Annotated in this window: 16 protein-coding genes; 6 read left to right on the forward strand and 10 right to left on the reverse strand. The window is 69.3% G+C overall.

Going from position 1 to position 22,260, the window contains the following annotated elements:
* Positions 1-100 precede the first annotated feature (100 nt).
* The 5 genes from Q8S40_RS04575 to Q8S40_RS04595 are packed head-to-tail and all read left to right on the forward strand — an operon-like array spanning position 101 to position 9,293.
* Complete coding sequence (locus Q8S40_RS04575; RefSeq protein WP_305669456.1) at positions 101-3,229, forward strand: efflux RND transporter permease subunit; 3,129 nt, start codon at positions 101-103, stop codon at positions 3,227-3,229.
* Between the two features lie 3 nt (positions 3,230-3,232).
* Entirely contained in the window at positions 3,233-6,328 is a 3,096-nt protein-coding gene (locus Q8S40_RS04580) for an efflux RND transporter permease subunit (RefSeq protein ID WP_305669457.1), read from the forward strand.
* A gap of 45 nt (positions 6,329-6,373) precedes the next feature.
* Positions 6,374-6,790, forward strand: a complete 417-nt coding sequence (locus Q8S40_RS04585; RefSeq protein ID WP_304814054.1) for a PadR family transcriptional regulator — start codon at positions 6,374-6,376, stop codon at positions 6,788-6,790.
* Positions 6,787-8,091, forward strand: coding sequence for an FAD-dependent oxidoreductase (locus Q8S40_RS04590; protein WP_305669458.1), 1,305 nt, complete (start codon positions 6,787-6,789; stop codon positions 8,089-8,091). The genes Q8S40_RS04585 and Q8S40_RS04590 overlap by 4 nt, the downstream gene beginning before the upstream one ends.
* The gene (locus Q8S40_RS04595; protein ID WP_305669459.1) at positions 8,088-9,293 is read left to right on the forward strand and encodes an MFS transporter; all 1,206 of its coding nucleotides are present in this window, start codon (positions 8,088-8,090) and stop codon (positions 9,291-9,293) included. The genes Q8S40_RS04590 and Q8S40_RS04595 overlap by 4 nt, the downstream gene beginning before the upstream one ends.
* Here Q8S40_RS04595 and Q8S40_RS04600 read toward each other — a convergent pair.
* On the reverse strand, positions 9,278-9,970 hold the full coding sequence (locus Q8S40_RS04600) for a cysteine hydrolase family protein (protein ID WP_305669460.1): 693 nt from the start codon (positions 9,968-9,970) through the stop codon (positions 9,278-9,280). The genes Q8S40_RS04595 and Q8S40_RS04600 overlap by 16 nt on opposite strands.
* Positions 9,971-10,081: 111 nt before the next feature.
* Here Q8S40_RS04600 and Q8S40_RS04605 point away from each other — a divergent pair, with 111 nt between their 5' ends.
* A complete protein-coding gene (locus Q8S40_RS04605; RefSeq protein ID WP_305669461.1) occupies positions 10,082-11,029 on the forward strand; it encodes an oxaloacetate decarboxylase in 948 nt (315 codons plus the stop codon).
* A gap of 125 nt (positions 11,030-11,154) precedes the next feature.
* Here Q8S40_RS04605 and Q8S40_RS04610 read toward each other — a convergent pair whose 3' ends face one another.
* The 9 genes from Q8S40_RS04610 to Q8S40_RS04650 all read right to left on the reverse strand — a co-directional run.
* A complete protein-coding gene (locus Q8S40_RS04610) occupies positions 11,155-11,466 on the reverse strand; it encodes a chorismate mutase (protein ID WP_305669462.1) in 312 nt (103 codons plus the stop codon).
* Positions 11,467-11,547: 81 nt separating this feature from the next.
* Entirely contained in the window at positions 11,548-12,279 is a 732-nt protein-coding gene (locus Q8S40_RS04615; RefSeq protein WP_304814063.1) for an amino acid ABC transporter ATP-binding protein, read from the reverse strand.
* Complete coding sequence (locus Q8S40_RS04620) at positions 12,276-13,607, reverse strand: amino acid ABC transporter permease (RefSeq protein WP_304814064.1); 1,332 nt, start codon at positions 13,605-13,607, stop codon at positions 12,276-12,278. The genes Q8S40_RS04615 and Q8S40_RS04620 overlap by 4 nt, the downstream gene beginning before the upstream one ends.
* Position 13,608: 1 nt before the next feature.
* Entirely contained in the window at positions 13,609-14,826 is a 1,218-nt protein-coding gene (locus tag Q8S40_RS04625) for an amino acid ABC transporter permease (RefSeq protein WP_304814065.1), read from the reverse strand.
* 131 nt (positions 14,827-14,957) lie between these two features.
* Positions 14,958-15,983 (reverse strand): amino acid ABC transporter substrate-binding protein, encoded by a 1,026-nt coding sequence (locus Q8S40_RS04630; RefSeq protein WP_305669463.1) that lies wholly within the window; start codon positions 15,981-15,983, stop codon positions 14,958-14,960.
* Positions 15,984-16,151: 168 nt separating this feature from the next.
* Positions 16,152-17,786 carry an alpha-D-glucose phosphate-specific phosphoglucomutase gene (locus Q8S40_RS04635; protein WP_305669464.1) on the reverse strand — a complete coding sequence of 545 codons (1,635 nt, stop codon included), beginning with the start codon at positions 17,784-17,786 and terminating at the stop codon, positions 16,152-16,154.
* A gap of 61 nt (positions 17,787-17,847) precedes the next feature.
* On the reverse strand, positions 17,848-19,869 hold the full coding sequence (locus tag Q8S40_RS04640; RefSeq protein WP_305669465.1) for a M3 family metallopeptidase: 2,022 nt from the start codon (positions 19,867-19,869) through the stop codon (positions 17,848-17,850).
* Positions 19,870-19,887: 18 nt separating this feature from the next.
* Positions 19,888-21,402 (reverse strand): helicase HerA domain-containing protein, encoded by a 1,515-nt coding sequence (locus Q8S40_RS04645; RefSeq protein WP_305669466.1) that lies wholly within the window; start codon positions 21,400-21,402, stop codon positions 19,888-19,890.
* Positions 21,403-21,510: 108 nt separating this feature from the next.
* A partial coding sequence (locus Q8S40_RS04650; protein ID WP_305669467.1) for a DAK2 domain-containing protein occupies positions 21,511-22,260 on the reverse strand: 750 nt, incomplete at its 5' end.

Consider the following 22,260-nt stretch of genomic DNA (forward strand, 5'->3'; position numbering starts at 1 on the left):
GGCGCCCGGCCGCCGCGCCGGATGGTGCCGTGCCAGCCGGTGCCGCGCCAGCCGGTGCCGCGCCGGCAGGCGGGCCGCCGGCGCGCCGCCCGGCCGCGCCGTGAACATCTCGGCACCCTTCATCGCGCGGCCGGTCGCCACCGCGCTGCTCGCCATCGCGGTGCTGCTGACCGGGCTGTATGGCTATATGCGCCTGCCCGTCTCCTCCCTGCCCGAGGTGGATTTCCCGACCATCCAGGTGACGACGCAATTGCCCGGCGCCTCGCCGGACACCATCGCGGTGCTGGTGACCGCCTCGCTGGAACGGCAATTGGCGCAGATCTCGGGGCTGGCCGAGATGGTCTCGGTCAGCGGGCCGTCCGTGTCCCGCATCACCTTGCAGTTCAACCTCGGGCGCGACATCGACGATGCCGCGCAGGATGTGCAGGCGGCGATCAACGCGGCGCGCGGCACGCTGCCGTCAACGCTGCCCTACCCGCCAACCTATGCGAAGGTGAACCCGGCCGATCCGCCGATCATGACGCTGGCGCTGACCTCGGACACGCTGCCGGTGGCGCGGCTTTCGGATATCGTGGACACGCTGCTGGCGCAGCGGCTGGCACAGGTGGGCGGCGTCGGCCGCGTCGCGGTGCAGGGCAATATGCGCCCGGCCGTGCGGTTGCAGGTCGATCCGCGGCGGCTGGCCGCCTACGGGCTGGGGATGGAGGCTGTGCGCAGCGCCGTCACCGCCGGCAACGTGGCCGGCGCCAAGGGGTCCGTGAACGGGCCGCAGCAGGCCTCCGCCGTCATGGCGAATGACCAGATCACCTCGCCTGCCGCCTTCGAGGATCTGATCATCGCCTGGCGGGAGGATGCGCCGGTACGGCTGCGCGATGTCGGCGTGGCGGTGGAGGGGCTGGAGAACACGCTGACCGCCGCCTGGTACAATGGCCGCCCCGCCGTGCTGCTGGATGTGCAGCGCCAGCCGGGGGCCAACATCGTCGCCACGGTGGCGGCGCTGACCGCCCAGCTCGATGGGCTGCAACGCGCCTTGCCGGCGGGGGTGGAGCTTGCCATCGTTTCCGACCGGACGGAGACGATCCGCGCCTCGGTGCATGAGGTGCAGTTGACGCTGGTGCTGTCCATGATCCTGGTGGTGCTGGTGATCTTCCTGTTCCTGCGCACCGCGCGGGCCACGCTGATCCCGGGTGTCGCGCTGCCGCTGTCCATCATCGGCACCTTCGGCATCATGGCGCTGCTCGGCTATTCGGTGGACAACCTGTCCCTGATGGCGCTGGTGATCGCGACCGGCTTCGTCGTCGACGATGCCATCGTGATGATCGAGAACATCGTCCGCATGATCGAGGACGGCAAGAAGCCGCTGCAGGCGGCCTATGAGGGCGCGAAGCAGATCGGCTTCACCATCGTCTCCCTCACCCTGTCGCTGGTGGCGGTGTTCATTCCGCTGCTGTTCATGGAAGGCGTGGTGGGGCGGCTGTTCCGCGAATTCGCGATGGTGCTCACCGTCTCCGTGCTGGTCTCCATGGTGGTGTCGCTGACGCTGACGCCGATGATGTGCGGCCTGCTGCTGCGCCCGCATGGCGAGGACAAGCCAGGCCGCATCTCCGACCTGTTCGAGCGGGGCTTCGACGCGCTGCGCCGCGGCTACGCCCGCACGCTGGATTGGGCGCTGGCGCGGGCGGGGATGATGCTGGTGCTGGCGGCGCTGACGCTGGCCGGCACCATCGGCCTGTATGTGCTGATGCCGAAGGGCTTCCTGCCGTTGCAGGATACCGGGCTGATCACCATCACGACGGAGGCGCCGCAGGATGTCTCCTTCGCCCGCATGTCGGAGTTGCAGCGCCAGGTGGCGGAACGGGTGCAGCAGGATCCTGATGTGGTCGCCGTGACCTCCGTCGCGGGCGCAGGCACGGTGAATGCGGCCCAGAATACCGGGCAACTCACGGCCGTGCTGCGGCCACGATCGGAACGCCGCGACGGTGTTTCCGCCGTCATGGCGCGGCTGGGGCCGGAGCTGGCGACCATTCCGGGCATCGAGGCCTATATGCAGCCGGTGCAGGACATCCAGATCGGCACGCGCCCTTCCGCCACGCAGTACCAGTACACGCTGATGGACAGCGACGCCTCGCTGATCGCCGAATGGGCGCCGCGCATGCTGGCCGCGATGCGGGAATTGCCGGAGCTGCGCGATGTCGGTAGCGACCAGCGGGAAGATGGGCTGCGCGTGCTGGTGCAGGTGGACCGGCTGCGCGCCGCGCGGCTCGGCGTGACCATGCAGGCGGTGGATGACGTGCTGTACAACGCCTTCGGCCAGCGGCAGATCTCCACCATCTACGCGCAGAACAACCAGTACCGCGTGGTGCTGGAGGCCGATCCGGCCCAGGCCGGCGACCCGGCCGCGATCGGCATGCTGCGCGTGACGGGCGCCGCCGCCGGTGCTGCGATCGCCCCTCAGATCCCGCTGGCGGAGATCGCCACCATCACGCGTGGCCGTGGCCCGCTGACCATCACGCGGCAGGACCAGTTCCCGGCCGTGACGCTCAGCTTCAACCTGGCGCCCGGCACCTCGCTCGGCCAGGCGCTGGAAGCGATCCGCACGACGCAGGCGCAGATCGGCCTGCCGGATTCCATGTCCGGCAGCTTCGGCGGCGACGCGGCGGAATTCACCCGCGCCTTGGCCGGACAGGGCTGGCTGATCCTGGCCGCGATCGTCGTGATCTACATCGTGCTGGGCGTGCTGTATGAAAGCGTCATCCACCCCATCACCATCCTGTCCACCCTGCCATCGGCCGGCATCGGCGCGCTGCTGGGCTTGTGGGCGTTCGGGCTGGATCTGTCGGTGGTGGCGCTGATCGGCATCATCCTGCTGATGGGCATCGTCAAGAAGAACGCCATCATGATGATCGACTTCGCACTGGAGGCGCAGCGCGATCACGGCATGGCGCCGCGCGATGCGATCCGCGAGGCCTGTCTGCTGCGCTTCCGCCCGATCATGATGACCACCATGGCGGCGCTGCTCGGCGCGCTGCCGCTGGTGCTGGGGTCCGGCGCTGGTTCCGAATTGCGTCTGCCGCTCGGTGTTTCGGTCATCGGCGGGCTGCTGCTGAGCCAGGTCATCACCCTCTACACCACCCCGGTGATCTACCTGGCGATGGAGGCGATCCGCGACCGCGCCATGCGGCTGACACAGCGGGCCGCACCGCCCCCGTCGGCCGCCCCGGCGGAATAGCGCATGTCGATCTCCGCCCCCTTCATCGCGCGGCCCATCGGCACCACGCTGATGGCCATCGGCCTGGCACTGGCCGGGCTGATTGCCTATTTCGACCTGCCGGTGGCGCCACTGCCGAAGGTGGATTTCCCGACCATCGCGGTCACCGCCAGCCAGCCCGGCGCCGACCCGGCCATCATGGCCTCCTCCGTCGCGGCGCCGCTGGAACGCAAGCTCGGCGAGATCGCCGGCATCAGCGAGATGACCTCCACCTCCTCGCTCGGCAGCACGCGGATCATCATCCAGTTCGACCTGGAGCGCTCCATCGAATCTGCGGCGCGGGACGTGCAGGCGGCGATCAACGCGGCGCAGCCGGATCTGCCTGCCGGCCTGACCAGCCAGCCCAGTTTCCGGAAACTGAACCCGGGCGACCTGCCGGTGCTGATCCTGGCGATGACGTCGGATACGCTGACGGCGGGCGAGATCTACGATGCGGCGGACAGCGTGGTGGTGCCGCGGCTGTCGCAGGTGAACGGCGCGGCGACGGTGGCGATCGCGGGTGCCGAACAACCCGCTATCCGCGTCGCCGTGAACCCGGCGGCGGCGACGGCGGCGAATGTCTCGCTGGATCAGATCCGCACCGCCATCACCAGCGCCAATGTCACCCAGGCCACCGGGCTGATCGACGGCCCGCAGCAATCCGCCGCCATTTCGGTGAATGACCGGCTGACCACGCCGGAGGAATTCGGCGATATCGTGGTGACGCAGGCCAATGGCGCCATCGTTCGCCTGTCCAGCCTGGCGCGGGTGGATCAGGGGCCGCGGGATCGGCGGCAGGCGGGGTCCTATAACGGTCGCCCGGCCGTCATCCTCACCATCTACAAGCAGGCCGATGCCAATGTGCTGGAGGTGGTGGACGGCATCCGCGCCCTGCTGCCCGACCTCAATCGATGGATTCCCGCCGGCATCGATATCGAGATCATGCGCGACCGGTCGGAGACGATCCGCGCCAGCGTGGCGGAGGTGCAGCACACGCTGATCATCAGCATCATCCTGGTGGTGCTGGTGGTGGCGGTGTTCCTGCGGCGGACCTCGGCCATCATCGCCGCCGGCATCTCCGTGCCGCTGTCGCTGCTCGGCACGCTGGCGGTGATGTGGATGGTGGGGTTCTCGCTCAACAACCTGTCGCTGATGGCGCTGACCATCTCGGTCGGCTTCGTGGTGGATGACGCCATCATCATGATCGAGAACATGGCGCGGATGAGCGAACGCGGCATGCGGCCGCGGCAGGCGGCGCTGGAAGGCGCGCGGCAGATCGGCTTCACCGTGGTTTCGATGAGCGTGTCGCTGATCGCGGTGTTCATCCCGCTGCTGTTCATGGGTGGCGTGGTCGGCCGGATGTTCTTCGAATTCGCCGCCACGCTGTCCATCGCGGTGGCGATCTCCGCCGTTGTGTCCTTGACCGTCACGCCGATGGTGGCGGTGCTGCTGGCGCGCGACACGCCGCGCCCACCCGGTCGCTTCGGGCGCGGCTTCGAATGGGTGATGTCGCGCACCATCGATGGCTATATGCGCAGCCTGGTGATGGTGCTGCGCTGGCGCCGGCTGACGGTTGGTTTCACCATCGCGCTCGTCGGGCTGACCGTCTGGCTCTACATGCAGGTGCCGAAGGCCTTCTTCCCCGAACAGGACAGCAATCTTGTGATCGGCGCGGTGGTGGCGCAGCCGGATACATCGTTCCAGGCCATGGTCGGCTACAAGAACCAGGTGATGGAGGTGATCCGCCAGGATCCGGCGGTGGAGAATATCGCCGCCTCACTGGGCAGCGGCGGCTTCTTCGGCTCCTCCAACATCCGCCTGCAGGTCGCGCTGAAGCCGGTGGCGGAGCGGGATGGGATGACGGCGAACCAGGTGATCGCGCGGCTGCGCGCCCCGCTCGGCCGCGTCGTCGGCGTGCAGACCTTCCTGCGTGCGCAGAGCGACATCAATATCGGCGGTCGCCAGGGCAATGCGAATTACCAGTATGTGCTGCTGACGCCGGACCTCGACGATCTCGGCACCTGGAGCGAGCGGCTGGTGAACCAGCTACGCACCCTGCCGCAGGTGGTGGATGTATCCTCCGACCAGGAACGCACCGGCCTGGTCTCCCGCCTCGTGATCGACCGGGATGCCGCGGCGCGGCTGGGTGTTTCGATTTCCGCGCTGGGCGGCGCGTTGAACAACGCCTTCGCGCAACGGCAGATCTCCACCATCTACCGCATGCGCAACCAGTATCGCGTGATCCTGGAGATCGACCCGGCGCTGACGGAGGACCCGTCCCAGCTTACCGGCATCTTCGTGCCGGGCCGCGACGGGCCGGTGCCGCTGGGGTCGCTGGTGCGGCTGGAGCGCACCACGGCGCCGCGTTCCATCGCGCATCAGGGCCTGTTCCCGGCGGCCAGCATCAGCTTCTCGCTCGCCGAGGGGGTGGAGCTGGGGGCGGCGACGCGGCTGGTGGAACAGGCAGTGCTGGACATCCAGATGCCGGCCAGCATCCGCGGTGAATTCGCCGGCAATGCGCGCAGCTTCCAGAACTTCCTGACCGGCATGCCGCTGCTGATCCTGGCGGCGCTGCTGACCATCTACATCGTGCTCGGCGTGTTGTACGAAAGCCTGATCCACCCGCTGACCATCCTCTCCACCCTGCCCACGGCGGGGATCGGCGCGCTGCTGGCGCTGCTGGCCACCGGCACGCCGTTCAGCGTGATCGCGATGATCGGCATCATCCTGCTGATGGGCATCGTGAAGAAGAACGCCATCATCATGGTGGATTTCGCGCTCGCCCATGAACGCGAAGGCGGCGAGGGCGGCATGGTGGCGATCCTGGAAGCCTGCCGCGAACGCTTCCGCCCCATCCTGATGACGACGCTGTCCGCCCTGTTCGGCGCCATTCCGCTGGCGATCGCCGCCGGGCCGGGGGCGGAGCTGCGGCAGCCGCTGGGCATCACCATCATCGGCGGGCTGATCCTGTCCCAGCTTCTGACGCTGTACACCACGCCGGCGGTCTATCTGACCTTCGAGCGGATGGCGGCCACGAGGCGGCGGAAGCTGCCGCCCGCCACGGCGGTGGCGCCGGCCTGACAATAGGGGCTTGATGCATTGGGGGGCAATGTGTAGCGTCGAGGCATGAGCACCTCGGCCCGCCGCACGCCTCCCACCCCCATCGACTACGGCACCCGCGAATACTGGGCGGGCATCATCAAGATGGGCCTGTCGAAATTTTTCATCCTGCGCGTGCTGCATGACGGGCCGATGCATGGCTACGACATCGCCAGGCGGGTTGAGCGGGTGACCGGCGGCTGCTGTTCCCCGACGGAGGGCACCATCTACCCGGTGCTCCGAGAATTCGAGGCCGGCGGCTTCGTCACCGTGGCCGAGCAGGTGGTGCAGGGCCGCCAGCGGCGGATCTATGCGCTGACCGAGAGCGGCCGCGCCGCCTTCCGCGTGGCGCTCGATGCCTGGATGGAAGCCACCGCCGTGCTGGCCGACACGGCCCGCGCCTTCCCCCCGAACCCGGATTGCTGTGACGGAGAGAACCCATGACCCTGCCCATCGCCGTGATCGGCGCCGGCCCCATCGGCCTGGCCGCCGCCGCCCATCTGCGCGCCCGTGGCCTGCGCCCGCTTGTGCTGGAAGCCGGGCCGCGCATCGCCGAGGCGGTGCGGCAATGGGGCCATGTGCGGATGTTCTCGCCCTGGCGCTTCAACGTCGATTCCGCCGCGCGGGCACTGCTGGAAACGCGCGGCTGGACGCCGCCGGCGCCGGAGGTCTTTCCGACCGGCGCAGAACTGATCGCGCACTACCTGGACCCGCTGGCTGAGGCGATGGCCGCCGATATCCGCACCAGCACGCGCGTGACCGGCCTGGCACGCCGCGACATGGGCAGGCTGCGCGATGGCGCGGAGCGGGATGCTGCGCCCTTCATCCTGCAGGTCGAAGGCCCGGCGGGGGAGGATTCGATCGAGGCCGCCGCCGTGCTGGACTGCACCGGCACCTGGTCCAGCCCCAACCCGGCCGGCGCGCATGGCCTGCCCGCCTTGGGTGAGACGGCGCAGGCAACACTCATCGCCTACGGCATCCCGGATGTGCTCGGCGCAGCGCGGGCCGCCTATGCCGGGCGGACCACGCTGGTGGTTGGCGCCGGGCATTCGGCGATGAATGCGGTGCTGGATCTGGTGGAACTGGCCCGCCAGGTGCCGGGCACACGCATTCTCTGGGCCTTCCGCCGGCCACTCGGCGCGGTGAATTTCGGCGGTGGCGCGAAGGATGGGCTGGCGGCGCGCGGCGATCTCGGCGCGCGGGCGCAGGGGCTGGTGGAATCCGGCGCCGTCACGGCGCTGGCCCCCTTCCTGATCGACCGGGTGGCCGCGCAGGATGGCGGGCTGGCCATCACCGGCCGGCAGGCTGAGCAGACCGTGACCATCCAGGCGGACCGCATGATCGTCGCCACCGGCTTCCGCCCCGATCTCGGCCTGCTGCGGGAGGTGCGGCTGGCGCTGGACCCGGCGGTGGAGGCGACCCCCGCCCTCGCCCCGCTGATCGACCCCAATCTGCATAGCTGCGGCACCGTCCGCCCGCATGGGGAGGCCGAGCTGCACCACCCCGAAACCGGCTTCTACATCGCCGGCATGAAGAGCTACGGCCGCGCGCCCACCTTCCTGCTCGCCACCGGGCATGAGCAGGTCCGCAGCATCGCGGCCCATCTGGCGGGCGATACGGTGGCAGCCCGGCGCGTGGAGCTGGAACTGCCGGAAACCGGCGTGTGCAGCACGGATCGCGCACCCGCCGCCCCATCCTGCCGCGCGCCGAGCCCCGCCACCACCGCCTGTTGCAGCGTGGCGTGACCGAGGCTTCGCCCCCCGGCGCGCGCCGGGTCGTCTTCGCGCTCGGCACCACGCAGACGCTGGCCTGGGCCTCCACCTACTACCTGCCGGCGATCCTGGCGGCGCCTATGGCGCGGGAATTCGGACTGTCCACCGCCTGGGTCTTCGGCGCGTTTTCCGCAGCACTGGTGCTGTCGGCGCTGGCCGGGCCGGCGGTGGGGCGGGTGATCGATGCGAAGGGCGGGCGCGGCATGCTCACCGCCTCCAACCTGGTGCTCGGCGCGGGGCTGCTGGGGATGGGCCTGGCGGGGGATGCCTGGACCATGGCGGCGGCCTGGCTGGTGCTGGGCCTTGGCATGGCGATGGGGCTGTATGACGCCGCCTTCGCCACGCTGGCCGGGCTGTATGGCCGGGCGGCGCGCGGGCCGATCACCGGCATCACGCTGATCGCGGGGTTTGCCAGCACGGTGGGCTGGCCGCTTTCCGCCTTGCTGGAGGAAACGGTGGGTTGGCGCGGCGCCTGCTTTGCCTGGGCGGCGCTGCACCTGCTGGTGGCGCTGCCGCTGAACCGCCTGCTGGTACCGAAGGCGCCGCCGCCGGAGCGGCAATCTGCCGTGACGGCGCCAGCCGAAATCCCCTCCACCGGCCGCATGACCATGCCGCTGCTGGCCTATGTCTTCGCCGCAAGCTGGTTCATCGCCGGCGCCATGGCGGCGCATCTGCCGGCGATGTTGCAGGCGGCGGGCGCGACCGCGGCGGCGGCCGTGGCGGCGGGCGCGCTGATCGGGCCGGCGCAGGTGGCGGCGCGCGTTGCCGAATTCGGGCTGCTGCGGCGCTTCCATCCGCTGGTCTCGGCCAGGCTTGCCATGCTCGGTCATCCGCTCGGTGCGCTGGCGCTGCTGCTGGTGGGCGGGCCGGCGGCGGCGGCGGCGGCGGCGGCCTTCGCGGTGCTGCACGGCATGGGCAATGGGGTGATGACCATCGCCAAGGGCACGCTGCCGCTCGCGGTGTTCGGGCCGGGTGGCTATGGCGCGCGGCAGGGGTTGCTCGGCGCCCCGGCGCGGCTGTTGCAGGCGGCGTCCCCCTTCCTGTTCGGGCTGATGCTGGAACGCGGCGGCGTGCAACTCGCGCTGAGCGTGACCAGCGTGCTTGCGCTGACCGGCTGCTTGGCGCTGCTGCTGCTGCGCGCCGCACCGGCCGGGGTCGCTCAGGCGGGCAAATAGCCAAAAAAATCGTCCACCCGCATCACCTCGCAATAGATGCGGTTGAGGATTTCCAACTCCCGCTCATGCAGCGCGTCGCTGCCGGCGGCGCAGGCATCCTCCAGCACGATCACGTCGAAGCTTTCATCGGCCAGGCTGCGGACGGTGGAGCTTACGCATTGGTCGGTGAAGATGCCGGCGCAGACGACATGGGTGATGCCCATATTGGCCAGGATCAGGCGGAGATTCGTCCCGGTCAGTGCGGAATCCGTGGTCTTGGTGACCACGATCTCCCCGGGCTGCGGCGCGATGCTGGCGACGATCTGCGAATCCGGCCGGTCATGCGGCAGCAGCAGGTTGTTCCAGCCGGGCTTCTTCTGGCTCAGCGACCGGTCCGCGCCATCCGGAAGCAGGCAGGCGATGCGGGCGAAGAACACCGGGTTGCCATCGGCGCGGAAGCGCGCCAGCAGGCGCTGGATGGCCGGGATCACCGTGCCGTGCATGCGGGTGTGGAAGGGCGTCCAGGCGTGGAAGCGGGCCAGTTCCTCGCCGGCCAGCCCCGCCGGGTCCGGGCGCTCCAGATAGGTTTCCTGCACATCGATCACCAGCAGCGCGACGCGGCCGCGGACCAGCACCGGGTCCGGCGCCTCCGGCGCGCCCTGGTAGTAGAAGGAACGCCAGGCGGTCTTCCAATCCATCCCTGCCCCCATCGTTTTGGTCTGCGGCCCTTGTGCACGCAGGCCGGCCGGGGCGCTACCCGATCCCGCCCACCTCGCCTAACAAGGGGGACCAAGAAGGAGGTCCGCCCGATGCCCGACGCCAATACCGCCGATACCGGTCCCGTCCTGCCCATCGGCTTCGCCGATTCGCCCGGCCGCAACCGCCGGCTGCGGGAGCTTCTGGCCGGCAAGGAGCTGTTCATCGCCCCCGGCGCCTTCGATTGCGTCACCGCCCGGCTGGTCGATGCCTCCGGCTTCCCGGCGCTTTACATCACCGGCGCCGGCATCTCGATGAGCGCGCTGGGCGCGCCGGATGTGGCGGCCCTGTCCTTCGGCGAGATCATCGACCGCATCCGCCGCATCTGCGACGTGGTCTCCATCCCCGTCATCGCCGATGGCGATACCGGCTATGGCGGCCCGCTGAACGTGATCCGCACGGTGCGGGAATATGAGCGCGCCGGCGTCTCCGCCATCCAGATTGAGGATCAGGAATGGCCGAAGAAGTGCGGCCATGAGCCGGGGCGCAAGCTGGTCTCCACCACCGACATGCAGATGCGCATCCGCGCCGCGGTGGAAGCGCGGCGGGACCCGGATTTCGTGGTGATCGCCCGCACCGATGCCCGCGCCGGAGAGGGCCTGGCGGCCGCCATCGGCCGCGCCCGGGCCTATCGGGCGGCCGGGGCCGATGTGATCTTCGTGGAAAGCCCGCAATCCGAGGAGGAGCTGGAGGATGTCGGCCGCGCCTTCCCCGAGGTGCCGCTGCTGGCCAATATGGTGGAGGGCGGCAAGACGCCGATCCTGCCGGCGGAGCGCCTGCAGGCGCTGGGTTTTCGGCTGGCGATCTACCCGAATGCGATGACGCGGCTGATCGCCAAGGCGGGGATGGAGATGCTGGCCTCGCTGAAGGACACCGGCTCCACCAACGCCGTGGCGGGCAGCATGTACAGCCATGGCAAGCTGTGGGAGCTGTTCGACAATGCCACCTGGCGGGCGCTGGAGGACCGCTATCTGCGTGTCGAGACGCCGACCAAGGGCTGACCTGGACTGTCACGACGCAAACTGCGGCCGGCATCTCGCCGGCCGAGCGGCCGAACGGCCGCCGCCGCTTATGCGGCGAAGCCAAGCCGCGCGGATGCGCGGCGCCCGGCGTCTGAGGGGAGGATTTAGCCCTTCTTCGCAATCTCGCGGTGCTGGCGGACCACCTCCGCCATCACCCGGCGGATGAATTCCTCGGCGAAATCCTCATCGAGGCCGGCGCGGGCGGCGTTCTCCCGCAGGCGGGCGACCTTCGCCTCCTCCCGCGCCACGTCCACCGCATCCAGCCGGTGCCGGGCCTTGAGCTGGCCCACTTCCCGTGTCACCCGGAATCGCTCGGCCAGCATGGCAACCAGGGCGGTATCAATATTGTCGATGCTGCGGCGCAGTCGCCAGAGGTCCTCCGGTGCGGCCTGCTCGGCCGTGGTGTCTTCGGGCATGTCCGCCTGCCGCCTTCTCGCCTGGAACTGTGACGCGAAGGCGTAGCAGAAGCCCCCTGGCCAGGGGAAGCCGGGCCGCCCCTACAGGATCTGGCTCAGGAACATCCGGGTGCGGTCGTAGCGGGGGGCGGAGAAGAACAGCTCCGGCTCCGCCTGCTCGACGATCTCGCCCTGGTCCATGAACACCACCCGGTTCGCCACGGTGCGGGCGAAGCCCATCTCATGCGTCACCACCACCATGGTCATGCCGGTGCCGGCCAGTTCGACCATGGTGTCCAGCACCTCCTTGATCATTTCAGGGTCCAGCGCGCTGGTCGGCTCGTCGAACAGCATGATGCGGGGCGCCATGCAGAGCGCACGGGCAATGGCGACGCGCTGCTGCTGGCCGCCCGAGAGTTGCAACGGGTATTTGCGCGCCTGTTCCGGAATCCGCACGCGTTCCAGATGCGCCATGGCGGTGGCCTCTGCCTCCCGCTGCGGCATCTGCTTCACCCAGGTCAGCGCGAAGGTGCAGTTTTCCAGCACCGTCATGTGCGGGAACAGGTTGAAGGACTGGAAGACCATGCCGGTCTCCCGCAGGATCGGCGCATCCGTCTTCGCCTCGCCGGACAGGGCCCGGCCATGGATGCGGATGTCGCCCTTCTGGTGCCTCTCCAGCTGGTTGATGCAGCGGATCATGGTGGATTTGCCGGAGCCGGAGGGGCCGCAGACCACCACGCGCTCCCCTTCCGCCACGGTCAGGTCCAGGCCCTTCAGCGCCTGGAAGCTGCCATACCATTTGCTGACGCCGATGAGTTCGATCGCCGGCTTCATCGCCGCTGCCCCTCACCCAGCCGGCGTTCCAGATTCAGGCTGTATTGCGACATCAGGAAGCAGAAGACGAAGTAGATCAGCGTGATGAAGAAGAACGGCTCGATGAACAGGCCGAGCCAGCGCGTATCCTCCCCCACCGCGCGCGACATGCTGAGCAGGTCGAACAGGCCAATGATGGAGACCAGCGTGGTGTCCTTGAACAGGCCGATGAAGTTGCCGACGATGGACGGGATCATGATGCGGAGCGCCTGCGGCAGGATGATGAGGGAGGTGGACTGCCAGAAGCCCAGGCCCATCGCGGCCGCCGCCTCATACTGCCCCTTCGGGATCGCCTGCAGCCCGCCGCGCACGATCTCCGCCATATAGGCCGAGGCGAACAGGCAGACGGCGACGATGGCGCGCAGCAGGCGGTTCACCTCCACGCCCTGCGGCAGGAACAGCGGCAGCATGGTGTTGAACATGAACAGGATGGTGATGAGGGGGACGGAGCGGAACAGCTCAATGAAGGTCACGCAGAACACCCGGATCAACGGCATCTGGGACCGCCGACCGAGCGCCAGCAACACGCCGGCGGGCAGCGAGAAGGCGATGCCGATGCCGGAGATCACCAGCGTCAGGAACAAGCCGCCCCAAAGCCGCGTCTGCACCTCCACGAAGCTGAGCTGGGAGACGATCAGCAGCGCCAGCACATACAACGCCGCCAGCGCGCCCCAGCCGATGCGTCGCGCCCTTTCGTCATCCGCGGCACCCGCCAGCCGCGCGACCAGCGCGCCGAAGCCGAGGCCGAAGCGCATCTCCGCCAGCGTGGTCAGCCACACCCACAGGAAGGCCGCGCCGCCGAGCGCGATCAGCGCGGTCCAGACCAGGGTCTGTGCGCCGCCATGGAAGAAGTAGGAGACCAGCAGCGGGTACAGCAGCACCAGGCTCAGCCCGATCGCGACCTTGGACTTCACCCGCGGTAGCCACAGCGGCACCGCCCAGGCGATCAGGATCAGGAAGCCGGTGTTGATCCGCCAGACCTGGTCCTTCGGATACAGGCCATAGATCAAATTCGGAATCCAGGCCGCGACACCCGGCCAGCAGGCGCCGGAGCGGCCGACCATGTCGAGGCACTGCCGGCGATTCTCCGCCTCCCACACCGCCTTGATCAGCGCCCAGTCGATGATGGCGTAGACCACCACATAGAAGATGTAGGCGCCGAGGAACGTCAGGATGGCGTTAGGGACGGAGGAGAACAGGTTGGCCCGCATCCAGCCGACCACGCCGATGGTCGATGGCGGCGGCGGATCGGCGGGCCTCGGCGTGAAGACGAGTGGCGCATCCGACATCTCAGCGTTCCCTCAGCAGGATGCGTCGATTGTAGAGGTTCAGCACGAAGGAGACCCCGAGGCTGACCGCGCAGTAGAAGCCCATGGTCATCGCCACGATCGGAATCGCGCGGCCGGATTGGTTCAGCGAGGTGTTCATCCACACGCTCACCAGATCCGGGAAGCCGATGGCAATCGCCAGCGACGAGTTCTTCGTCAGGTTCAGGTATTGGCTGATCAGCGGCGGGATGATCACGCGCATCGCCTGCGGCAGGATGATGAAGCGCATGGTGCGGGAAGGCTTCACCCCCAGCGCGCGAGCCGCTTCCGTCTGGCCGTGACCCACGGATTGGATGCCGGCGCGCACGATCTCCGCGATGAAGCAGGAGGTGTAGATCGACAGTGCCACGATCAGCGCGCAGAAGGCGGGCGGCACGGAGAAGCCACCGCGGAAATTGAATCCGCGCAGCACCGGCCAGTCCCAGGCCAGGGGCGCACCGCTGGCCTGGAACACCAGCAGGGGCAGCAGGATGATGAGTGCCGCGCCGGCCAGGCCGGAGGGGAAGGCCCGCCCCGTGTCGCGCAGCCGCCGCCTTGCCCAGATATGCAGCAGCACCGCGCCCACCACTGCCGCCAGAAGCGCCAGCAGCACCAGGCCGAACCCATCCTCCGGTACCGGTGACGGGAAATAGGCGCCGCGATTGTTGAGGTACATGATGCCGCCGAGATCGATGCTCGCGCGCGGCAGGGGCAGCAGGTTGAACACCCCGAAATACCAGGCGATGATCTGCAGCAGCAGCGGCGTGTTGCGCAGGATCTCGATGTACCAGCGCGCCAGGGTGCGGATCAGCCAATTGGTCGAAAGCCGCGCCAGGCCCACAACCAGGCCGAGGATGCTGGCGAAGATCACGCCGATCACGGCGACCAGCAGCGTATTGGCGATGCCGACCTGGAAGACCCGGAGGTAGCTGTCGCCCTCACGATACGGGATCAGCGTGAAGGCGATGTTGAAGCCGGCGGAGACATCGAGGAAGTCGAACCCCGCCGACATGCCGCGCTGCGCCATGTTGGTGATGGTGTTCGAGACCAGGTACCAGATCAGGCCGACGACGCAGACGAAGGTGACGGCCTGGTAGAACACCGACCGCACCGTCGCATCATTGACGAAGGCGCCGAGGCGCATCGGCGCTGTGACCGGGCGGCGCAACACGGTGGTGGGGGGCGCGGTGATTTGGGACATGGGCAGCCCTGCTTGCGCGCAGGTCCGCGTGCAGGCCAAGGGCGGGCCGCGCAAACTGCGCGGCCCCCGGCCTCAGCCCATCGCGGCCCGGCCTTTCGGAAATCGGCCTGTCGGCGTAAGGCGAATAAGGCTCAGCGGAACGGCATGGCGTAGAGAATGCCGCCATTGGTCCACAGCGCGTTCAGCGAACGCTCCCGCGGAATGCCGATCGGCGTGTTGGCGCCGACATTGCGCTCATAGATCTCGCCGTAATTGCCGACATGGCGCAGCACGCGCACCATGAAGTCGTTCGGCAGGCCCATGCCCTGGCCGACATTGCCCTCGACGCCCAGCAGGCGCTTGATGCCGGGGTTCGGCGAGCGCAGCATTTCCGTGACATTGGCGGAGGTGACGCCCATCTCCTCGGCTTCGATCATGCCGAACAGCACCCAGCGGACGATGTCGCCCCAGTTGTTGTCGCCATGCCGCACCACCGGGCCCAGCGGCTCCTTCGAGATGGTCTCGGGCAGGATCATGTGGTCGTTCGGGGTCGGGAAGGCGGAACGCCGCGCGGCGAGGCCCGACTTGTCGTTGGTGTAGGCATCGCAGCCGCCGCCGAGATAGGTCTCCACCAGCACATTGACGTTCTCATTCGTCACGGCGGTGAAGCGCATGTTGTTGGCGCGGAAATAGTCGGCGAGGTTGAGTTCGGTCGTCGTGCCGGTCAGCACGCAGATGGTCGCGCCATCCAGTTCCCGGGCCGAGGTGATATTGGAGGCGCGCGGCACCACGAAGCCCTGGCCGTCGTAGAAATTCACGCCGGCGAATTCCAGGCCGAGCTGCCCGTCGCGCACCGCCGTCCAGGTGGTAGTGCGGGACAGCATGTCGCTTTCGCCATTGGCCAGCGAGGTGAAGCGCACCGCCGACGTCACCGACTGGTACTGCACCTTGCTCGGGTCGTTGAAGATGGCGGCCGCGACGCCGCGGCACATGTCCACATCCATGCCGGACCAGGTGCCATTGGCCGCCAGCGCGTAGAAGCCCGGCGTGGGCAGCCCGACCTGGCAATTCAGGCTGCCGCGGTCACGAACCTGCTGAAGCGTCTGCTGCGCGGAAGCCGTGCCCGCAACGCCAAGAATCGTCGCCGCTGCGACGAGCAGCGATACACCAATCCTCATCCCATCAAACTCCCAGATTTATTTCGCTGAAGCCCCTGCAAATGGTGTGCCACATCCTCATCGGGACGCATGCGTTTCCTGGTCTTGGCCAGACACCACTTCGAGAGCGACGCTAGGGGGATCGAGAAATGGTTTCAAGGACTATGTTAAGCGGGCGTTACCTCCGGCTCAGGTCACGACGGATGGCGCATCGCGGCCGGTATGCTGCGCGATTTCCGCAATCTCCCGCGCCGCGGCGATCACCGGGGCCAGCACATCCTGCGTCTCCAGCGCGTGGCGCGCGGCATCCGGCTCGAAGCGTTCGAGATAGACGCGCAGCGTGGCGCCAACCGTCCCGGTGCCGGACAGCCGGAACACCGCGCGCGCATCCTCCACGAACAGGATGCGGACACCCTGCTGCGCGGTGACGGAGCCATCGACCGGATCGGTATAGGCGAAGTCGTCGCAGGCGGAGACGGTGAGGCCGGCGAAGGATTTGCCGGGCAGCGTCCCGAGCCGCGCGCGCAGCGCCGTCATCAGCCCCTGCGCGGCGGTGGCGTCCACCTCCTCGTAGTCATGACGCGTGTAGTAGTCACGCCCGAAGCGCGCCCAATGCTCACGCAGGATGGCATCGGCGCGCTGCCCTGTGGCGGCCAGGATGTTGAGCCAGAGCAGCACCGCCCATAGCCCGTCCTTCTCCCGCACATGGTCCGATCCGGTGCCGGCGCTTTCCTCGCCACACAGGGTGATGCGACCGGAATCGAGCAGGTTGCCGAAGAACTTCCAGCCTGTCGGCGTCTCGTAGCAGGGAATGCCGAGCGCCTTCGCCACGCGGTCCACCGCCCGGCTCGTGGGCATGGAGCGCGCCACGCCCGCCAGGCCCCGCGCATAGCCTGGCGCGCAGCGGGCGTGGGCGACGAGCACGGCGAGGCTGTCGCTCGGTGTCACGAACAGGCCGGGTGCCACGATCATGTTGCGGTCGCCGTCGCCGTCGGAGGCTGCGCCGAAATCCGGCGCATCCGCGCCCATCATGGCCGCCATCAGCTCCGCCGCATGCACCGGGTTGGGGTCCGGGTGGTGGCCGCCGAAATCGGGCAGTGGCGTGCCGTTGCGCACCGTGCCGGGCGCGGCGCCGAGCGCACCTTCCAGGATCGCGTGGGCATAGGGGCCGGTGATGGCGCTCATCGCGTCGAACTGCATGCGGAAGCCGCCGGCGAACAGCTTCGCGATGGCATCGAAATCGACCAGCTTGCGCATCATCGTGGCGTAGTCCGCCACCGGGTCCACCACCGCCACCACGCAATCACCGACCCGCTGCTCGCCGACCCGGTCGAGGTCGAGATCGGGCACGTCCAGCATGGCGTATTCGGTGATGGCGCTGGCGCGGCGGAAGATGGCGCTGGTGATGTCCTCCGGCGCCGGGCCGCCATTCGCCGCGTTGAACTTGATGCCGAAATCGCCATCCGGCCCGCCCGGATTGTGGCTGGCCGAAAGCACCACGCCACCGATCGCGCCGGAGATGCGGATGAGGTTGGAGGCGGCGGGCGTGGACAGCAACCCGCCCTGCCCCACCAGAACGCGAGCAAAGCCATTGGCAGCGGCGATCTTCAGCGTGGCCTGCACCACCTCCCGGTTCAGGAAGCGGCCATCGCCGCCGACCACCAGCGTGGCACCCTGCCGCGCCGCGCCCAGCATGTCGAAGATCGCCTGGACGAAATTCTCCACGTAATGCGGCTGCTGGAAGACCGTCACCTTCTTCCGCAGGCCGGAGGTGCCGGGCTTCTGGTCGCTGAAGGGCGTGGTGGCGATGTGGCGAAGGGTCATGCGTGGTCTCCCGGCTTTTGCCGACACTTCGCCCCCTGGCGCCGCCCGCGGCAAGTCCCCCTTACGTCTCGGCCAGCCCGCGGTTGCGCAGCAACGCCTGCACGGAAGGCGGCCGGCCGCGGAAATCGACATACAGATCCATCGGATCGCGCGTGTCGCCGGCCTGGTAGATCACCTTCAGCTTGGCCGCCAGCGCCGGGTCGAAGGGGTCGCCGGCTTCCTCGAAGGCTTCGAAGGCATCGGCATCCAGCACCTCGGCCCACATATAGGCGTAGTAGCCCGCCGCGTAGCCGCCGCCGGCGAACAGGTGCTGGAAATGCGCCGGGCGGTGGCGCAGGCCGATCGCCTCCGGCATGCCGATCTCGCCCAGGAACTCTTCCTCGAACCGTACCACATCAAGGCCCTGCGGATCGGGATGCGTGTGCAGCGCCAGGTCGATCAGCGCGGAGGAGACGAATTCCACGCTGGCAAAGCCCTGGCCATCCTGGCGTGCCGCGAGCAGCCGGCGCAGCAGGTCTTCCGGCAGCGGCTCGCCGCTTTCGTGGTGGCGCGCATGGGTGCGGAGAATTTCGGGCACCTCCAGCCAATGCTCCAGCACCTGGCTCGGGAACTCGACGAAATCCGCCAGCACCGCGGTGCCGGATTGCGAGGGGTGGTGCGCGGTGGAAAGCAGGCCGTGCAGCGCATGGCCGAATTCATGGAACAGCGTCCGCGCCTCGTCGAAGGACAGCAAGGCGGGCGAGGATTTGGCGATGTTGTTGTTGTTCACGACAATCGGCGTCACCGGGCCCGGCGCAGAGTCATCGGCCAGCCCGTGTCCCACGCGATAGCTGCTCATCCAGGCGCCGGAGCGCTTGCCGGCACGGGCGAAACTGTCCAGCAGGAACACGCCGCGATGCGCGCCGGCCTCGTCCTGCATGTCGAAGGCGCGGACATCCGGGTGATAGACGGGAATATCCGGGCGCTCCACGAAGCGCACGCCGAACAGGCGCCGCGCCGTGTCGAACACCGCGGCCAGCATGCCCTCCAGCGGGAAATACGGCTTGGTCAGGCTTTCATCGATGTCGTGCCGCGCGCGGCGGGCGATCTCGGCGTAGTGGCGCCAGTCCCAGGCCGCGATCGGGTGGCCGGCCAGCGCCTCCAGCTCGGCGCGCTCCACCGCGGCACGGCGTTTCGCGGGTGCCCAGACCTGGTGCAGCAGGTCAGACGCCGCCGCGGCGTTGCGCGCCATGTTGTCGGCCAGCCGCCAGGCGGCGAAATCTTCATGGCCGAGCAGCTGCGCGCGTTCCGCCCGCAATGCGAGAATGTCCTTGATCAGCGCCGTGTTGTCCCGCGCGCCGAGGCCGCGCGCCACCCAGGCGCGCCACGCCACCTCCCGCAGATCGCGCCGCGTGGAGAACACCAGGAAGGGCTCGATCGAAGACCGGGACAGGGTGATGACCCAGCCCTCCACCCCACGCTCCCGCGCCGACTCCCGCGCCGCATCGCGGGCGAAATCCGGCAGGCCGGCGAGGTCGGCCTCGGCCAGCACCAGCTGCCACTCCGTCTCATCCGCCAGCACATTCTGACCGAATTGCGTGTGCAGCACGGCCAGCCGCGTGGAGATCGCCGCCATGCGGTCCCGCCCCGCCGCATCCAGCGCCGCGCCGCTGCGCACCAGCCCGGCATGCAGCCGCACCAGCAGCCGGTCCCGCGCCGCATCCAGGCCGAGGCTCGCGCGCCGGTCCAGCAACATGGAGATGCGGGCGAACAGCGCCGGGTTCAGCGCGATATCGGCGCGGTGCCGGGCAAGCCGCGGCGCATAGTCGCGCTCAATGGCCTGGTAGGCGTCCGTCGCCTGGCTGGAGACCAGGTTGAAGAACACGCTCCGCACCCGGTCCAGCGTGCGACCGCTGCGCTCCAGCGCCTCCACCGTATTGACGAAGTTTTCCCGAGTCGGATCGGCGCCGATGGCCGCGATTTCCGCCACCTGCTCGGCCATCCCCTGGTCGAAGGCTGGGCCGAAGTGCTCGGGCAGGATCAGGTCGAAGGGGGGCACGCCAAAGGGCGTGGTCCAGGGGGCGAGCAGCGGGTTCGTGATCATGTCCCCACAGATAGGGTCTCAGGCCGCCGCGGTCACGCTTTCCTCCGGCCGCTCCTCCGGCCCGTTCGGGTCGCCCGGCGCGGTTTCCCAGGCGAGGCCGACCAGCACCACGCTGCGCCGCCCGCCGCGCTCGGCACGCACCACCAGCGCGCCCTGCTCCTCCATATAGGTCAGCAGCCGCCGCGCCCGGCCGATGGAGCGGCTGCCATAGGCGCGCGCCAGCGTGGCGTCGGAGGGGCAGGGAAGCCGCTCCAGCGCGGCGCGGGCCAGCAGCAGGAAGACGCCCTGCACATCATCCGGCAGCGCCTCCGCCCGCGCCACCGCCTGCGCCCATTCGCTGCCCTCCGCCGCCTCCGCGCCGATGCCGGCCCGCGCGGTGGTCAGCAGGCGGCGGAAGGCAGGAATGTCGATGGCCGGGCCGGCCACCTCCTCGATCCGGCAGCGGACGAGAAAGTCCTGGTACAGCACGCTGGCCGGCCGGAACGGCGCATCCGGCTCCGCCAGAATTTTTTTCAATACACCCGCGATCTGGCGGCGGTGCGCCGCCTTTTGCTCGGCGGTGGGGGGCGCCACGGGTTCGGCCGCGGGCAAGGCGGGGCGGGCCTGGGCGAGCTGGGCCAGCAGGTCGGGCGCGGCGGCGCGCGGCATGCGGCGCGGTGGGCGCGGCGTCTCGGGCTCCGGCGCCACCAGGATCAGCTCGCGTGCCTCCGCGGCGCTGGCCTGGCTCGGCGGCGGCACCAGCTTCGGGCCGGCGCTGCGCGACCCGGTCTCCACCACGCCGACCCGCACCCGCAGCGGGCGGCGGGACACGGCCGGGCCGAGCGCCATGAAATGGCCGCGCTCCAGGTCCCGGAACATCTCCGCTTGGCGCCGCTCCATCCCCAGCAGATCGGCCGCGCGGGCCATGTCGATATCGAGGAAGGTTCGCCCCATCATGAAGTTCGACGCCTCCGCCGCGACGTTCTTCGCCAGCTTCGCCAGGCGCTGAGTCGCGATCACCCCGGCCAGCCCGCGCTTGCGGCCGCGGCACATCAGGTTGGTCATGGCGCCGAGCGCCGCACGGCGGGCCTCGTCCGAGGTTTCGCTGGCGGCGGCAGGCGCAAAAAGCTGCGCCTCATCCACCACCACCATCACCGGGTTCCAGGCATCGCGGTCCACGTCGAACAGTCCGCCCAGGAAGGCGGCGGCGAGGCGAAGCTGCTGTTCGACCTCGACATGCTCCAGGTTCAGCACGACCGAGACGCGGTGCCGCCGCACCCGCTCCGCCACCTGCTGCAAGGCCGTGTCGGTGTAGTCGGCCGCATCCACCACCAGATGCCCGAAGCGATCCGACAGGGAGGTGAAATCCCCCTCCGGGTCCACCACCACCTGCTGCACCCAGGGGGCGGATTGCTCCAGCAGCCGGCGCAGCAGATGCGACTTGCCGGAGCCGGAATTGCCCTGCACCAGCAGGCGGGTGGACAGCAATTCCTCCAGGTCGAAGCAGGCCGGCGTGCCGGTGGCGCTCATGCCGATATCGATGGCGATGGTCATCCAGGACTCCAGGGGCGGGGCGGAGGAGTAGCCGCAACCCGGCCTGCCCGGAAGGCGCATCTGCCAGCGCCTTGATTCCACGCGGGTCCTGCGGCGACTCGGCCGGGCCTACCCCAGCTTGCGGCCGATCGCCCGCATCCAGACCAGCACCGCGCTGGCCCCGGCATCCGGCTGCCCCAGCGCCCGGTCGCCGAGATAGGCGGCGCGGCCGAGGCGTGGGCGCATGGTGGCGGTGGCCGCCGTCCCGGCTTCCGCCGCCGCCACCGCCGCGGCCCAGGCTTCGGCGGGTGTGCCCGGCGCGGCGGCAAAGGCCTCCGCCGCCGGGTGCAGCGCATCCAGCATGGTGCGGTCGCCCGGCCGGGCGCCGCCCAGTTCCCCAATCGCCGCGACGGCCTGCCGGAAGGCCTCCGCCCAGGCGGCGCGATCCGCCGGGGCATCCCCCAGCACCTGCGCCGCGCGCAGCAGCGCGGTGGCGTAGAATGGCCCGGAACTGCCGGCGATCGCCCGCCGCAGCGCCTGCGCCATGGCAGCGAGCGCAGAGGCCGGCGTGGCAAAGGCCGCCTCCGGCAACGCCCGGATCGCCGCCGCGCCGCGCGCCATGGACAGGCCGAGATCGCCATCCCCCGCATGGCTGTCGAGCGCCGTCAGCGCCGCCTCCTCCGCCTCCAGCGCCGCGGCCACGGCCAGCGCCACGCGCCGCAACGCGGGGGCGAGCGGGCCGGGTTCCGGGTGCGACGCCTCGGCCTCGGCGGGGGTCGCGACGGTGGCGCGCGGCGCCAGCGACCGCCCGATCGACGGCGCCAGCCGCTCGAGCGGCCGCGCCAGGATGTTGGCCACCACGAGGTCGAAGCCGCCGGC

This window comes from Falsiroseomonas sp., from assembly GCF_030695085.1.
Lineage (GTDB): Bacteria > Pseudomonadota > Alphaproteobacteria > Acetobacterales > Acetobacteraceae > Falsiroseomonas.

What these genes read in the sequence shown, in the direction of transcription:
- Q8S40_RS04580 (WP_305669457.1), top strand. Translation starts at nt 3,233, where the DNA reads ATGTCGATCTCCGCCCCCTTCATCGCGCGGCCCATCGGCACCACGCTG.
- Q8S40_RS04585 (WP_304814054.1), top strand. Translation starts at nt 6,374, where the DNA reads ATGAGCACCTCGGCCCGCCGCACGCCTCCCACCCCCATCGACTACGGC.
- Q8S40_RS04590 (WP_305669458.1), top strand. Translation starts at nt 6,787, where the DNA reads ATGACCCTGCCCATCGCCGTGATCGGCGCCGGCCCCATCGGCCTGGCC.
- Q8S40_RS04600 (WP_305669460.1), bottom strand. Translation starts at nt 9,970, where the DNA reads ATGGATTGGAAGACCGCCTGGCGTTCCTTCTACTACCAGGGCGCGCCG.
- Q8S40_RS04605 (WP_305669461.1), top strand. Translation starts at nt 10,082, where the DNA reads ATGCCCGACGCCAATACCGCCGATACCGGTCCCGTCCTGCCCATCGGC.
- Q8S40_RS04610 (WP_305669462.1), bottom strand. Translation starts at nt 11,466, where the DNA reads ATGCCCGAAGACACCACGGCCGAGCAGGCCGCACCGGAGGACCTCTGG.
- Q8S40_RS04615 (WP_304814063.1), bottom strand. Translation starts at nt 12,279, where the DNA reads ATGAAGCCGGCGATCGAACTCATCGGCGTCAGCAAATGGTATGGCAGC.
- Q8S40_RS04620 (WP_304814064.1), bottom strand. Translation starts at nt 13,607, where the DNA reads ATGTCGGATGCGCCACTCGTCTTCACGCCGAGGCCCGCCGATCCGCCG.
- Q8S40_RS04625 (WP_304814065.1), bottom strand. Translation starts at nt 14,826, where the DNA reads ATGTCCCAAATCACCGCGCCCCCCACCACCGTGTTGCGCCGCCCGGTC.
- Q8S40_RS04630 (WP_305669463.1), bottom strand. Translation starts at nt 15,983, where the DNA reads ATGAGGATTGGTGTATCGCTGCTCGTCGCAGCGGCGACGATTCTTGGC.
- Q8S40_RS04635 (WP_305669464.1), bottom strand. Translation starts at nt 17,786, where the DNA reads ATGACCCTTCGCCACATCGCCACCACGCCCTTCAGCGACCAGAAGCCC.
- Q8S40_RS04640 (WP_305669465.1), bottom strand. Translation starts at nt 19,869, where the DNA reads ATGATCACGAACCCGCTGCTCGCCCCCTGGACCACGCCCTTTGGCGTG.
- Q8S40_RS04645 (WP_305669466.1), bottom strand. Translation starts at nt 21,402, where the DNA reads ATGACCATCGCCATCGATATCGGCATGAGCGCCACCGGCACGCCGGCC.